The sequence below is a fragment of the Spirillospora albida genome, from assembly GCF_000718255.1.
Lineage (GTDB): Bacteria > Actinomycetota > Actinomycetes > Streptosporangiales > Streptosporangiaceae > Spirillospora > Spirillospora albida.
Map to the genome: position 1 here is coordinate 122,994 of NZ_JOFJ01000008.1, position 14,280 is coordinate 137,273.

The following is a 14,280-nucleotide window of genomic DNA, read 5'->3' on the forward strand; positions in this document are numbered from 1 at the left end:
TCGAGTCCTCCGCGCCGACCACCGCGGCCCCGGGCGTCGGCCGCCCGGGGCCGTCCGCGGACGGACGGGGTCAGTCCTCCTTGCCGGTGACCGTGACCGGGGCGTAGCCGAGCTTCTCCAGCGGTTCGCGGATCTGCGCGGCGTCACCCACGGCGACGATGGTGAGGGCGTCCGTGTCGACGTGGTTGCCGTAGGCGTGGGCCACGCCGTCGGGCGTGGACGTGCGGATGGCGGCGAGGTAGCGGCTCGGGTAGTCGGCGCCGAGCCCGTTCGCGGCGGCGTCGGCGAGTTCGACGGCGACGGAGCGGGACGTCTCGTACTCGGCGGGCGCCCGGTCGGCCAGCGCCCGCACGGACGAGCCGTGCTCCTCCGCGTCGATGCCGCGCGCCGTGACGCTGCGGAGCTCGGTGAGGGCGTCCGCGACGGCGTCGGCGGTGACCTCGGTGTGCACGGCGCCCTGCGCGATGAACAGGCTGCAGTGGCGCATGCGCAGCAGCCCGGCCCGCATCCCGTACGTGTAGCCCTTCTCCTCGCGGAGGACGGCGTTCAGGCGGGACGTGAGACCGCCGCCCAGCACATGGGACGCGACCATCAGGGACGGCCAGTCGTGGTGCGCCCGGTCGGGGACGCCGTGGGCGAGCCCCAGGTACGTCTGCACCGATCCCGGACGGTCGACGACCACGATCCTGGCGGCGGAGGTCGGCATGACGCGGTCGGCGGCCGGGAGGGCGGGGCCGGAACCCGCCCAGCCCTCCAGCGCGGCGGCGAGCGCCGCGTCCGTGTCCACCCCGGAGAGGTCGCCCGCGACGACCGCGGTGCCCTCGGCGGGCACCACGGAGCCGAAGAAGGAGCGGACGTCCGTGCCCTGGAGCGCGCCGACCGACGAGCGTCCGCCGGCGGTCGGGCGGGACGCGCGCGCCTCCGCGGGGAACATCACCGCCCGCAGCTCGCGCATGGCGCGGCTGCCCGGGTCGGCGTCCTCCTGCGCGATCTCCTCCAGGCGCTCGCGGACGAGGCGGCGCACGTCGGCGTCGTCCAGCGCGGGCCGCCGCACCATGGACGAGAACAGCTCCAGCGCCGGCTCCAGCCGCGTCACCGGCACGTCCAGCGCGACGCGGAGCGCGGTGAGGTCGGCGAGGGCGTAGACGGTGGCGCCGAGCCGCTCGAACGCGGCGGTCAGCGCGGTGCCGCCGCCGGGCTCGGTGCCCTCCAGCAGCGCCCGCGCGGTGAGCGCCGCGACACCGTCCAGGCCGCCGGGCTCGCGTCCGGCGCCCGCGTGCAGGACGAGCCGGACCGCGGCGAGGCGGCGTCCGGGCAGGTCGCAGCGGAGCGTCGCGGGACCGGCCGGCACGCGCCCGGCGGTTCCGGCCGGGAACGCCCACGCCGGGACGGCGCCGGGAACGGGGCGCGGCTGCACGGCGATACCCGTGTCACTGCCGCTGCCATCACTGTCGGTCACGGCGTTCACTGCGCTCCTTCGTAGGTCAGGGCGGTGCGGGCGCCGGGGGCGAGCCACCGGCCCGCCATGTCCTTGATGGCGTCCGCGGTGACGGCCGCGGCGCGGCCCGGCGCGGTGAACACGCGGGCCGGGTCGCCGAACTGGGTGGCGTTCTGCGACAGCGCGTTCGCCAGGCCCGTCACGGTCTCGGTCTGCTCCAGGAAGCTCCGCTCGGCCTGCGCGGTGGCGCGGGCGGTCTCGTCGGCGTCGGGGCCGTCGGCGGCGAACCGGGCGAGCTCCTCGTCCAGCACGGCGGCGATCTTCTCCGGGTCGGGGCCGATCGCGTCCACGATGGCCAGGGAGGGACCGGACGCGAGCCGCGTCACGCCCGCCCACACCTCGGTGGCGATCTGGTCGCGGCGGACCATCCGGTCGTAGAGCCGCGAACCGGACCCGCCGCCGAGGATCTCGACGGCGAGTTCCGCGGCCTCGATGCCGTCGCCGCCATCGGTCGGCAGCGGGAACATCGCGAAGTAGGCGGGGGACGGGACGTCCTCGTTCAGCGCCTCGCCGTGCACCCCGGTCAGCGGGCCGAGTTCGCCCGGACGGGCGGGCGGCGTCCGCGGGCCGGCCGGCAGGCCGCCGAAGTAGCGCTCGACCGCGGCGATCGTCTTCTCGGGGTCGACGTCGCCGACGACGGACAGGACGGCGTTGGCCGGCGCGTACCAGGTCGCGAAGAAGTCGGCGCAGTCCTCGAGGGTGGTGGCGTCCAGGTCCTCCATGGACCCGATCGGCGTGTGCGCGTAGGGGTGCCCCTCTGGGAACGTCAGCGCGCACAGCCGCTCGAAGGCGGTCCCGTAGGGCTGGTTGTCGTAGCGCTGGCGGCGCTCGTTCTTCACGACGTCGCGCTGGTTGTCGAGGTTGGCCTGGGTCAGCGCCGCGGGCAGCGTGCCCATCCGGTCAGCCTCGAGCCAGAGGGCGAGTTCGAGATGGCTGACGGGAACCGTCTCGTAGTAGTTCGTCCGCTCGAAGGACGTGCTCGCGTTGAACGTGGCGCCGGCGCTCTCCAGGAGCGCGGCGTGCTCGCCCTCCGCGACGTTCGCGGACCCCTGGAACATGAGGTGCTCGAAGAGGTGGGCGAGCCCGGTGCGGCCGGCGCGCTCGTGGCGCGAACCGACTCCGTACCAGATGTTGACGGCGGCCAGCGGTACGACGTGGTCTTCGCAGACCACGACCCGCAGGCCATTGCCGAGCGTGTGCTCGTGCAGCGGCTGTTCGGCCACGGAGCGCTCCCGTCCGGTCGATGGTTGGACAGCCCCGCGCGCGTCGGCGGACGCGGCCCGGGCGGGCTTGATCTCCACCTCACCGTACCGGTTTCGTCCACCGGGCAGGCGCCGCAGCGCACCGTCCGGCGGTCACCGGGAGAGCGTCAGGACGCGGCGGCCTCGTGCGCCGCGATGGCGTCCTCCAGCGACCCGTACAGGACGAAGATCTTCGTCAGCTGGGTCACGTGGAACACCCGGCGGACGCGGTCGTTCACGCCCATGAACGCCATCGAGCCGTCGCGGGCCCGGAGGCGGTGGTAGATGCCGACCAGCACGCCGAGGCCCGTCGAGTCGAGGAAGGTGACCTCGCCGAGGTCGATGACGAGGTGCGGGGCGGTTTCGTCGTCGATGATGCCGAGCAGCGCCTCCCGCAGCCGGGGGCTGGTGAAGACGTCGATCTCACCGCTGATCTTGACGACGGTGAGGCCTCTCTCGACCCGATGCTCGACAGCGAATTCCACCGGTGCTCCCTTTGTCGCTCGTGGTGCCTGTGCCGCTCGTCGGAAAGACCCCTATACCCGGCTCCTCGCGTCCTACCCTTCAAAAGGAGATCAAGGGGCGTCCGGGCAGCGGAACAGCGCCCAGACCACCTTGCCGGCGTGCAGGGGACGCCATCCCCACCGGACGCTGAACGAGTCCACCAGGTGGAGTCCGCGGCCCGTCTCGGCGATGTAGTCCGGTTCCTTCCGGCGCGGCGCGGCGGTACTGGAGTCCATGATCCCGCAGAGCACCCACGGTCCCCGGTGGGTGAGCAGGAGCCGGATCTCCGCGGGCGCGGAGCCGAGCGGGTCGGCCGGATCGCCGTACACGCCCGCGCGGTGCACGGTGCCGTCCGGCCGCCCGCCCGCCGTTGTGCCGCGACGGTCGAACGCCGTCGCCTCACGGTCGTCGAATGCCGCCGCGCCGCCGTGCCGGAGGGCGTTCGTGACGAGTTCCGAGACGACGAGCCCGACATCGTCGGTCAGGGCGGGCACGCCCCACTCGCGGAGCAGCGAGAGAGTGAAGTGCCGCGCGTCGGTGACGGACTCGGGGTCGGGTGGGACGGTGTAGGAGACGGTCCCGCCGGCGAGTTCCGTGAGCGCGGTCAGCGCCGATTCGAGGCGGGACGGCAGATCGGACGATTCCGGTATGGGTGTCGAGCACGCGGCATCGCTCGGGGGGGCCGTCGGCCTCACGGCGAGGCCGACCTCCCACCGCGTGTGGTCGTGCGCCTGGCGTGACGTCATTCCCGGGACCCCGCAGAGTGATCTCGTTGTGCAGCCGTGGCTCGGAAGTCTCGTGCGTTATCCTGCGCATCGTAGCGTGCGAATGCAAGACCCAATGCACGTGCATCCGAACTTGCGGGGTGGGTGAGTCGGGCGTGCACGGCAGGAACGGAGGTGGACGGCAGAGACGCTGAAGCCGCGAAACACTGAGGCCAGTGGCACACTAGGTGCGCTGTCCGCCATTTAGCCGGGAGGTTGGGCGTGACTCCAGAGACGCCGGGAAGCGGATCGACGGTCCGTCGGATCCTGCTCGGGTCACAGCTTCGCCGTCTGCGCGAAGAGAAAGGCGTGACCCGCCAGGAGGCCGGCTACGTCATCCGTGCGTCGGAGTCGAAGATCAGCCGTCTCGAGCTCGGCCGTGTCAGCTTCAAGGAACGCGACGTCGACGACCTGCTGACGCTCTACGGCGTCACGGACAAGACGGAACGCGAATCGCTCCTGCAACTGGCGCGCGAGGCCAACACGCCCGGATGGTGGCACCGGTACAACGACGTCCTGCCCGGCTGGTTCCAGACCTATGTCGGCCTGGAGGAGTCGGCGGCGCTGATCCGCACGTACGAACTGCAGTTCGTCCCGGGACTGCTGCAGTCGGAGGGGTACGCGCGTGCGGTGATCCGCCTGGGGAACGCCGGAGCCGCCGAACACGAGATCGACCAGCGCGTGGCGCTGCGCATGCAGCGCCAGGAACGCCTCACCGGCCCGGAGGCACCGCGCCTGTGGGCCGTGCTGGACGAGGGGGCGCTCAAGCGCCCCATCGGCGGACCCGAGGTGATGCGGGGCCAGTTCGAGCATCTCATCGAGATGTCGAAACTGCCCAACGTCACCATCCAGATCATGCCGTTCAGGTTCGGCGGCCACGCCGCCGAAGGGGGGGCCTTCACCATCCTGCGCTTTCCCGAGCAGGACCTGCCGGACGTGGTGTACGTCGAGAACCTCACGGGCGCGATGTACCTGGACAAGCGCGACGACGTCGACACCTATCTGCAGGCGATGGAACGCCTGTGCGTCGACAGTGCGACCCCGGAACGCACCGTCGAGCTTCTTGGTGATCTTCTCAGAGAGACATGATGCTCCACATCTCTTACGGCCCGACGATGGCCGATCCTCACGAGTACGACAACGGGATGCCCGCCACCGAGCTCCACGGGGCACGGTGGCTGAAGTCCCGGCGCAGCAACTCCCAGGGAAACTGCGTCGAGATCGCCGAACTGCCCGACGGGCAGGTGGCGATGCGCAATTCCCGGCACCCCGAGGGCCCCGCCCTCATCTACACCCGCCACGAGATCGAGGCCCTCATCCTTGGAGCCAAGGACGGGGACTTCGACCATCTCATCCTCTCCCGCAACTGAAACCGAGAGGCCACCCCGACGAAGGGGTGGCCTTTCCTCATGGCCCGCAGGGCGCGGCGCCCCCGTCCCCCGAAACAGGCGACACGGTCCCCACGCTCTCACCGAGCCCTGAACTCCGAACCCCGACACAAAGGCCCCCATGCCCGAGGGCATGGGAGCCTGCGCAGCCGTGGGTCAGGCCGGGTCGGGGGACCTACGCGCGGGACGCGCCGCCGCCCGGCCGTCTCTACCGCCCGGCGGGCCCTCCGGGGCGTGATGCCGTTCCAGCCGCGCCGCGAGCGCGAGTGCCCGCAGCGACGTCGTCTTCATCTGCGTCCGTCCGGCCAAGGGCCGCGGCGTGGGAATGCTCGTATGCACGCATACCTCCTAGAGATCTTCCAGCGATGTCATTACTTGCAACTGCAAAGACTTGCCCCGTATTCCCCCACCCACACCTCCCGCCCCATCACCTTCATCACAATGAGTACATGTATCGCCACTGAGTGTATCTACGCCCATGACCGCACGGACACGCGCGGCGGCCCCACCGCCGCGCGCATGCGGCGCAGGAGGTCAGGGGCGCGGTTACCGCTCCCGCAGCCGTCGGCGTGGCCTCCGTGGGCCGGTTCGAGTCATGAGAGCTGCACGCGATTCGGCCGGGAGGATCGCATACGACCGACCATGTTGGGTCGAGCCGTGGGGGGGCGGGCTGTGCGGCCGATGTGGTGGGTTCGGGCCGGTGATGATCGGGGTGAGCGCGGGTCACAGGTACAGGCCGACTTGGCCTGAAGGGTTCGTGGTGGGTGGGCGGAGGTCGGTGGCTTGGAGGGTGATCAGGTCGGTGGGAGGCGAGTCGTCGGTCAGGCGTTCCGACTGGACGGCTATCGCGGTGTCCAGGAGGTTGCGCATCAGGCGGCCGTTGCCGAAGGCGGGGCCCCTCGGGATGTCGCGGAGCAGGGTGTGCAGGCGCGGCTTGACGTCGGGCGTCAGGATGAGGCCCTCGGCGGCGGCCTGGTGCTCGAAGATGGCCGCCAGTTCGGTGTCGGTGTAGTCGGGGAACCTCAGGTGCTTCGGGAAGCGTGATTCGAGGCCGGAATTGGCCTTCAGGAAGGTCTCCATCTCGCGTTCGTAGCCCGCCGCGATGACGACGAGGTCGCCTCGGTACTCCTCCATGAGCTGGACGAGGGTGGCGAGGGCCTCCTGGCCGTAGGAGTCACCGGCGAGGGCGTACGCCTCGTCCACGAACAGGATGCCGCCCAGGGCCTGCTCCACCGCGGCGCGGACGCGGGGTGCCGTCTGGCCCAGGTAGGAGGCGACGAGGTCGGCGCGGGAGACCTCCACGAGGTGGCCGGAGGACAGCAGCCCCAGGGAGGCGTACACGGACGCGACGAGGCGGGCCACGGTGGTCTTGGCCGTGCCGGGGTTGCCGGTGAAGACCATGTGGCGGGTCGGGACGGTCACGGAGTGGCCGGCGGCGCGGCGGAGTTCGGCGGCGCGGGCCTCGGCGGCGAGGCGGCGGACCTCCTCCTTGACGGAGGTGAGGCCGATCAGCGCGTCCAGGGCGGCCATCGGGTCCTCGGCGGGGGTGACGCGGGTGGTGCCGGTGAGGGAGTCCGGGATGTCGGCCGGGAGGAGGGTGGCGAGGTCTTCCGGGGTGGCCTTCTTCTTCGCGGTGACACGGGCGGCCTGGAGGGCGGTGGCGCGCTCGGCCAGGTTGCGCATGACGCGGGCGTTGCCGAACGACCGGCCGCGGGGGGCGCGGCGGAGCAGCTCGGAGAGCTTCGCGCGGGCGGCGGGGGTCGCGGTGAGGCCGGCGGCGGCCGCCTGGCCCGTGAAGATCTCGATGAGCTGGTCGTCGGTGAAGTCGGGGAACCGGACCGTGGTCGGGAACCGCGACGCGAGGCCGGGGTCGGAGGCGATGAAGCGGCGCATCTCGCGCTCGTAGCCGGCGACGATGACGACGAGGTCGTCGCGGTTGTCCTCCATGACCTTGAGGAGCTCGGCGATGGCCTCGGGGCCGTAGTCGTCGGACAGGTCGCTCTGCGTCAGGGAGTACGCCTCGTCGATGAACAGGACGCCGCCGACGGCCCGCTGCGCGACGGCGCGGGTCTTGACGGCCGTCTCGCCGATGTACTGGCCGACGAGGCCGGAGCGGCCCGTCTCGACGAGGTGCCCGGACGACAGGACGCCGAGGTCCTTGAAGACGCGGGCGAGGAGGCGGGCGACGACGGTCTTGCCGGTGCCGGGGCTGCCGGTGAAGACCATGTGGCGGGCGGGGGCGATGCCGGGCATGCCCGCCTCGCGGCGCAGCGCGGCGGCCTTCGCGCTCGCGGTCAGCAGCTCGATCTCCCGCTTGACGGTGGTGAGGCCGGTGAGGGCCTCCAGCTCCGCCATGGGGTCGGACGGCGTGCCGGACGCGTCGAACGACGCGGGGATGTCGGGGCGCTTCACCACGAGTTCCTCGCCGGGCTCCGTGCGCTTGCGGACGGCGGTGACGACCGTGTCGGCGAGGTGCTGGGCGAGGCGGGCGTTGCGCAGGTTCCGGACGGGCGGCGTCCGGACGAGCAGTTCGCCGGCGGCGGTGAGGGCCCGCTTGTGGGCGCGGGCGCCGCGCTGGTGCAGGGCGCGGTTGAACAGCTCGGCGTAGCCCTCCGCGTCGAAGGGGTGCGTCCGGACGACCTGGAACCGCAGCGCGAGGGCGGGGTTGACCTCGCGGATGCGCTCGTCGCCGCCCGGTTCGCAGAGGGCGACGACGTGCAGGTCGTCGTTGACGTCGAGGGCGCGGTGGAGTTCCTCGACGATGGCCTCGCCGCTGCGGACGTCGCGGGACATGTCGTCCAGCCCGTCGATGACCATGAGGCGGCTGCCGGCGGAGTCGCGCGCGTCGTTGTAGAGGTGGGTGGTGGCGGCGGACACCTCCTTGGCGGCGAAGAAGTCGTCGGCGAGCCAGAGCGGCGGGTCGGTGATCTGCCGTTCGCGGAGCAGGCGGGCGATCTCCTGCGCGGCGTCGCGCTTGCCGGTGCCATCCGGGCCGACGAGTATCAGCCGGACGGGCTTGTCGCCCTCGGCGATCTCCTCCAGCGCGGCGACGACGTCCGGCTGGCCGATGAGGGTGGAGCCGATCTCGGCGCGGCGGGTGCGGCGAGTGCGGGACGGGGCCTTCCCGACGCCGGCGGCGAGGGGGTTGACCATGCGGCGGCGGGGCGCGAAGAGGCGGCGGAGGTCCTCCTCGAACTCGCCGACGGGGATCCATTCCGGTTCGGGGATCTGCGCCTCGCCGGGGAAGCCCTGCGCGGCGCCGGTGAAGCGCATCGCCATGTCGAGCCAGGCGCGGCACGTCTCGCCGGCTCCGGCGCCGAGCGCGCGGGCGAGCCACGCGCGCGTTCTGGCGTACCAGGGGTGCCCCTCGAAGTCGGCGCGTTCGGCGGCGAACCGCTCGAGCAGCTCCCCGAACCTGTCCTCGGTGAGGACGGCCGACAGCTCGGCCGGGACCTGCTGCAGGCCGCCCTGCAGGAGGAGGTGGACGAGGAGCTCGTCGGTGGACTCGTCGTGCGGCGCGACCTCGAGGAGGTGTTCGTGGACGGGCTGCAGACCCGACCACACCCATTCCAGGTAGCCGATCGGCCCGGCGAGTTCGGGCAGCACGGCGACGACGTCGTCGGGGGCGTGCGCCATCCAGAGGTCGCGCTGCTCGGGCAGCGGTGCCGACAGTGACAGGCCGGGCGGGGGCGAGGCGTAGAGCCGCTTCAGCGCCTGCCGCCGCTGTTCGAGCGGCTCCAGCCCTTCGAGGACGTCGAGGGACTCGACCGCCAGGGCGAGGGCGAGGTCGTGGTCGGGAGACTCGATGAGCCATTCCAGCGGACGGAACGCACCGCGGGAGACGCCCCATTCGGTGGGCTTGCGGAGGGGCTCGCGGGGCTCGACGTGGTAGCGGCCGAACAGCTGGTACTGGAGCTTGGAGTGCGTCCCGGAGCCGACGGCGGCCGCGCCGCAGAGGAAGTCGACGGCGAGCAGCAGGTCGGCGACGACGAGCGGGGCCGGGGCGGTGAGCAGCGAGCTCTTGTCGGTGGTGAGGCCGGCGCAGCGCGGATCGGCGACGAGGGCGTCGACGCGCGCGCGGATGTCGTCGTAGAGGCCGTCCGGGACGCGCCAGGGTCCGTACGCGTACAGGTCGAGCACCGGTTCGTCGGACACGAGCAGTTCCAGGCTCTCGGGCAGCCGCACCGCAATCCTCTCCAAACGCACACCAATCGCGGCGAACAGCCTAGAGCGTCGCGCGCGCCGGGGTGCGCGCATCGAATCCCCGGGTCGCGGACGCCGGGGAGGGCCCGAGGAATAAGTGAACACTTTCCCCTGCGGGCATGTTCGGGAACTTTGCTCGCGATCGGATGATGCCCGGGGAGGCCGCGGCGCGTAGCAGTAGTACGGCCGGAAGATCCCGGCGCGCCGTCTCCTGGGGAGAAGCCCGTGATCACGAAGCTGCTCGTCGCCAACCGGGGTGAGATCGCCGTCCGGGCGTTCCGCGCCGCCTACGAACTCGGCATCGCCGGCGTCGCCGTCTACGCCCACGAGGACCGGCTGTCCCTGCACCGGCAGAAGGCGGACGAGGCGTACGAGATCGGCGAGCGCGGGCATCCGGTGCGCGCCTACCTGGACGTGGACGGGATCGTGCGGACCGCGCTGCGGGTCGGCGCCGACGCCGTCTACCCGGGATACGGGTTCCTGTCGGAGAGCCCGGAGCTGGCCGAGGCGTGCGAGCGGAACGGGCTGACGTTCGTCGGGCCGCCGTCCGGCGTGCTGCGGCTGGCCGGCAACAAGATCGAGGCGGTCGCGGCGGCGCGCCGCGCCGGGCTGCCGGTGCTGCGCTCGACGACGCCCGAGCCGGGTCGGGAGCTGGAGGCGGCCGACGAGGTCGGGTTCCCGCTGTTCGTGAAGGCGGCGGCGGGCGGCGGCGGCCGCGGCCTGCGCCGCGTGGAGCGCCGCGAGGACCTGGTCGCCGCCGTGGACACCGCGCGCCGCGAGGCGCAGAGCGCGTTCGGCGACCCGACGGTGTTCCTGGAGCAGGCGGTCGACGCGCCGCGCCACATCGAGGTGCAGGTGCTCGCGGACGCCGCCGGGCACACCGTGCACCTGAGGGAACGTGACTGCTCGGTGCAGCGCCGCCATCAGAAGGTGGTGGAGATCGCGCCCGCGCCGGGGCTCGATCCGGCGGTGGCGGAGCGGTTGTGCGCGGACGCGGTGCGGTTCGCGCGCGAGATCGGCTATGTGAACGCGGGCACGGTCGAGTTCCTCGTGGACGGCCGGGGCGAGCACGTGTTCATCGAGATGAACCCGCGAATTCAGGTGGAGCACACCGTGACCGAGGAGGTCACGGGCATCGACCTGGTGCAGAGCCAGTTGCGCATCGCGGGCGGCGAGACGCTCGGCGACCTGGGCATCGCGCAGGAGGACGTGGCCGTCTCCGGGTTCGCGGTGCAGTGCCGGATCACGACCGAGGACCCGGCGAACGGGTTCCGCCCGGACACCGGCAAGATCTCGGCGTACCGGTCGCCGGGCGGGGCGGGCGTCCGCCTCGACACCGGCACCACGCACGCGGGCGCGGAGGTCACGCCCCACTTCGACTCGCTGCTGGTGAAGCTGACGTGCCGCGGCCGCACGTTCGAGGACGCCGTGAAGCGCGCCCGCCGGGCGGTCGCCGAGTTCCGCATCCGCGGTGTGGCGACCAACATCCCGTTTCTGCAGGCCCTCCTGGACGAGGACGACTTCCGCGCCGGCGGTGTCACGACGTCGTACATCGCGGATCATCCGGAGCTCCTCACGGCCCGGTCGAGCGGGGACCGCGCGACGCGGCTCGTCCGGTACCTGGCGGACGTGACCGTCAACAAGCCGCACGGCAGCGCCCCCACCGACCTCGACCCGGCGGTGAAGCTGCCGCCGCTCGACACGACCGCCCCGTTCCCGGAGGGCTCCCGCGACCTGCTGCTGGCGCTCGGCCCGCGCGCGTTCGCCGAGCGGCTCCGCGCGCAGGACGCCCTGGCCGTCACCGACACCACGTTCCGGGACGCGCACCAGTCCCTTCTCGCCACCCGTGTACGCACCTACGACCTCCTCTCCGCCGCGCCCCATCTGGCGCGGACGACGCCCCGGCTGCTCTCGGTCGAGGCATGGGGCGGCGCGACCTATGACGTGGCGCTCCGCTTCCTCGGCGAGTCGCCGTGGGACCGGCTCGCCGCGATCCGCGAGGCGGCCCCCAACCTGTGCGTCCAGATGCTGCTCCGCGGCCGCAACACGGTCGGTTACGCGCCGTATCCGGAGTCTGTCGCCCGCGCCTTCGTCCGGGAAGCGGCTTCCGCGGGTGTGGATAACTTCCGGGTCTTCGACGCCCTGAATGACGTGAATCGAATGAAACCGGCCATCGACGCCGCGTTGCAGACCCACGCTCTCGTGGAGGGAACCCTGTGCTACACGGGGGATCTCTCATCTCCGGGTGAGGACCTCTACACGCTGGACTACTACCTACGGCTCGCGGAGGAGCTGGTGGAGGCCGGTGTCCACATCCTGTGCGTGAAGGACATGGCGGGCCTTTTGCGGGCTCCGGCGGCGCGCACCCTGGTGTCGGCGCTGCGCGAGCGGTTCGACCTGCCCGTCCACCTGCACACGCACGACACCGCGGGAGGCCAGCTCGCCACGTACCTCGCCGCTATCGAGGCCGGCGTGGACGCGGTGGACGGAGCCGCCGCGCCGCTGTCGGGGACGACGAGCCAGCCCTCGCTCCAGGCGATCGTCGCCGCGACGGACGGCACCCCCCGCGCCACCGGGCTCGACCTGGACGCGCTGACCGCGATGGAGCCCTACTGGGAGGCCGTCCGCAGGCTCTACGCGCCGTTCGAGATGGGCCTGCCGGCTCCCACCGGGCGCGTGTACCACCACGAGATCCCGGGCGGCCAGCTGTCGAACCTCCGGCAGCAGGCGGTGGCGCTGGGTCTCGGCGACCGGTTCGAGGAGATCGAGCGGCTGTACGCGGCCGCGGACCGGATCCTCGGGCGGCTCGTGAAGGTCACCCCGTCCAGCAAGGTCGTCGGCGACCTCGCCCTGCACCTGGTCGCGGCGGGGGCGGATCCGGACGACTTCGCGGAGAACCCCGACCGCTACGACATCCCCGACAGCGTCATCGGGTTCCTGAACGGGGAGCTGGGGGATCCGCCGGGAGGCTGGCCGGAGCCGTTCCGCACGAAGGCGCTGGCCGGGCGCCGGTACACGCCCGCGCGGGCCGAGCTCACCGAGGACGAGGAGAAGGCGCTCTCCGGCCCGGACGCGCGCGGCGCCCTCGACCGCATCCTCTTCCCGGGCCCGGCCAAGGAGTACCGCGAATCCCGTGCCGCCTACGGCGACCTGTCCGTCCTCCCCACGGGCGCGTTCCTGTACGGGCTGCGCACCGGGCAGGAGGTGGCGTTCGACCTCGAACCGGGTGTGCGCGTCCTGGCCGGCCTCGAGGCCGTGGGGGAACTGGACGAGGCGGGGGTCCGGCAGGTCATCTGCATGGTGAACGGGCAGTTGCGCACGCTCTCCGTCCGCGACAGGTCCGTCGCGTCGGACGTGCCGCCGGTCGAGCGGGCCGACCCGGACGACCCCGGTCACGTCGCCGCTCCGTTCGATGGATCCGTCACCCTCCGCGTGGGCAAGGGCGACCGGGTCGAGGCGGGGGACGTCGTCGCGACGATCGAGGCGATGAAGATGGAGGCCGCCATCACCGTGCCCGTGGCGGGCACCGTGTCGCGCCTCGCCGTCGCCGCCGTCGCCCCTGTCCAGGCGGGAGATCTCCTGGTCGTCGTCGCCTGACGGGAATGCGTCCTGGAGGCGGAATGTTTCGCGTCGTGGGGGGACCGGGTACCCGAACGAGGTGACCCGTTCACCCTCCCCGGCCGGACGAGCAAAGGACACCGCCCTGAACGCCACGCGTACCCCCACCAAGTCAACCAAACGCGGTCTGTCCGACTCGTCTGCCCGTGCGGTCATCGACCCGATGAAGGACTACCTGTCCCGCATCGGCCGCACGCCGCTGCTCACGGCCGAGCAGGAGGTCGACCTCGCGAAGCGCATCGAGGCCGGGCTGTTCGCCCGCGAACGCCTGGAGACGTTCGGCGACGCCCTCTCCTGGGACGACCGGGAGGACCTCGCCTGGATCGCCGAGGACGGGCGCCGCGCCAAGGAGCACATGGTCGAGGCCAACCTCCGGCTCGTCGTGTCGCTCGCCAAGCGGTACATGGGCCACGGCCTGCCGCTGACGGACCTCGTCCAGGAGGGCAACCTCGGCCTGATCCGCGCGGTGGAGAAGTTCGAGTACCGCCGCGGGCTGAAGTTCTCCACCTACGCCGTCTGGTGGATCAAGCAGGCGATCAGCCGGGCGCTCGCCGACCAGAGCCGGACGATCCGCATCCCCGTCCACGTGGTCGAGGTCCTGAACCGGATGACGCGGACGCGCCGCCAGATGATGCAGGACCTCGGCCGGGAGCCGAACCCGGGGGAGCTCGCCGCGGCGCTCGACGTCACCCGGGAGAAGGTGGAGTGGCTCCTGCGGCAGGCCAGGGAACCGCTCTCGCTGCACACCCCGCTCGGCGACGACGGCGACGGTGAGCTCGGCGACGTCATCGAGGACCCGGACGGCGGCGACCCCGCCGACGTCGTGGCGTCGTCCATGCTGCGCGGCAGGCTCGACGCCGTCCTGGAGACGCTCACCGAGCGCGAGGCGGGGGTCATCTCGATGCGGTTCGGGCTGACGGGCCAGGAGCCCAAGACGCTCGAAGAGGTCGGCAAGGTGTACGGGGTGACGCGCGAGCGCATCCGGCAGATCGAGTCCAAGGGGATGCTGAAGCTGCGTCACCCGTCCCGCCGCGACACCCTGGCGGACCTGCTCGGCTGAGGCC

Annotated in this window: 8 protein-coding genes and 1 pseudogene; 4 read left to right on the forward strand and 5 right to left on the reverse strand. The window is 72.2% G+C overall.

Going from position 1 to position 14,280, the window contains the following annotated elements; all coding sequences use genetic code 11:
- Positions 1 to 70 precede the first annotated feature (70 nt).
- The 4 genes from IE99_RS0113225 to IE99_RS0113240 all read right to left on the reverse strand — a co-directional run bounded on the left by IE99_RS0113225 (position 71) and on the right by IE99_RS0113240 (position 3,989).
- Positions 71 to 1,459 carry a M16 family metallopeptidase gene (locus IE99_RS0113225; RefSeq protein WP_084219483.1) on the reverse strand — a complete coding sequence of 463 codons (1,389 nt, stop codon included), beginning with the start codon at positions 1,457 to 1,459 and terminating at the stop codon, positions 71 to 73.
- A gap of 5 nt (positions 1,460 to 1,464) precedes the next feature.
- Positions 1,465 to 2,721 (reverse strand): M16 family metallopeptidase, encoded by a 1,257-nt coding sequence (locus tag IE99_RS0113230; RefSeq protein WP_030169059.1) that lies wholly within the window; start codon positions 2,719 to 2,721, stop codon positions 1,465 to 1,467.
- Positions 2,722 to 2,867: 146 nt separating this feature from the next.
- The gene (locus IE99_RS0113235; RefSeq protein ID WP_030169062.1) at positions 2,868 to 3,224 is read right to left on the reverse strand and encodes an STAS domain-containing protein; all 357 of its coding nucleotides are present in this window, start codon (positions 3,222 to 3,224) and stop codon (positions 2,868 to 2,870) included.
- A 90-nt stretch (positions 3,225 to 3,314) separates the two neighbouring features.
- Positions 3,315 to 3,989: an ATP-binding protein gene (locus IE99_RS0113240; protein WP_084219473.1), complete on the reverse strand. Its 675-nt coding sequence runs from the start codon at positions 3,987 to 3,989 to the stop codon at positions 3,315 to 3,317.
- Positions 3,990 to 4,274: 285 nt separating this feature from the next.
- Between IE99_RS0113240 and IE99_RS0113245 the strand changes: the two genes are divergently transcribed.
- Complete coding sequence (locus IE99_RS0113245; protein WP_084219484.1) at positions 4,275 to 5,096, forward strand: helix-turn-helix domain-containing protein; 822 nt, start codon at positions 4,275 to 4,277, stop codon at positions 5,094 to 5,096.
- A 26-nt stretch (positions 5,097 to 5,122) separates the two neighbouring features.
- On the forward strand, positions 5,123 to 5,377 hold the full coding sequence (locus tag IE99_RS0113250; RefSeq protein WP_030169070.1) for a DUF397 domain-containing protein: 255 nt from the start codon (positions 5,123 to 5,125) through the stop codon (positions 5,375 to 5,377).
- A 741-nt stretch (positions 5,378 to 6,118) separates the two neighbouring features.
- Here the strand turns inward: IE99_RS0113250 and IE99_RS30265 are convergent.
- Entirely contained in the window at positions 6,119 to 9,580 is a 3,462-nt protein-coding gene (locus IE99_RS30265; RefSeq protein ID WP_051712458.1) for an AAA family ATPase, read from the reverse strand.
- Between the two features lie 243 nt (positions 9,581 to 9,823).
- Here IE99_RS30265 and IE99_RS0113260 point away from each other — a divergent pair, with 243 nt between their 5' ends.
- Together IE99_RS0113260 and IE99_RS0113265 are read left to right on the forward strand one after the other, a co-directional pair.
- Positions 9,824 to 13,195: a pyruvate carboxylase gene (locus IE99_RS0113260; protein WP_030169073.1), complete on the forward strand. Its 3,372-nt coding sequence runs from the start codon at positions 9,824 to 9,826 to the stop codon at positions 13,193 to 13,195.
- 160 nt (positions 13,196 to 13,355) lie between these two features.
- Positions 13,356 to 14,276: pseudogene (locus IE99_RS0113265) on the forward strand (RNA polymerase sigma factor); the annotation flags it as partial.
- Between the last annotated feature and the right edge of the window lie 4 nt (positions 14,277 to 14,280).

Excerpts from the sequence above, each read along its gene's own strand:
- IE99_RS0113240 (WP_084219473.1), bottom strand. The coding sequence starts at position 3,989 with ATGACGTCACGCCAGGCGCACGACCACACGCGGTGGGAGGTCGGCCTC.
- IE99_RS0113250 (WP_030169070.1), top strand. The coding sequence starts at position 5,123 with ATGGCCGATCCTCACGAGTACGACAACGGGATGCCCGCCACCGAGCTC.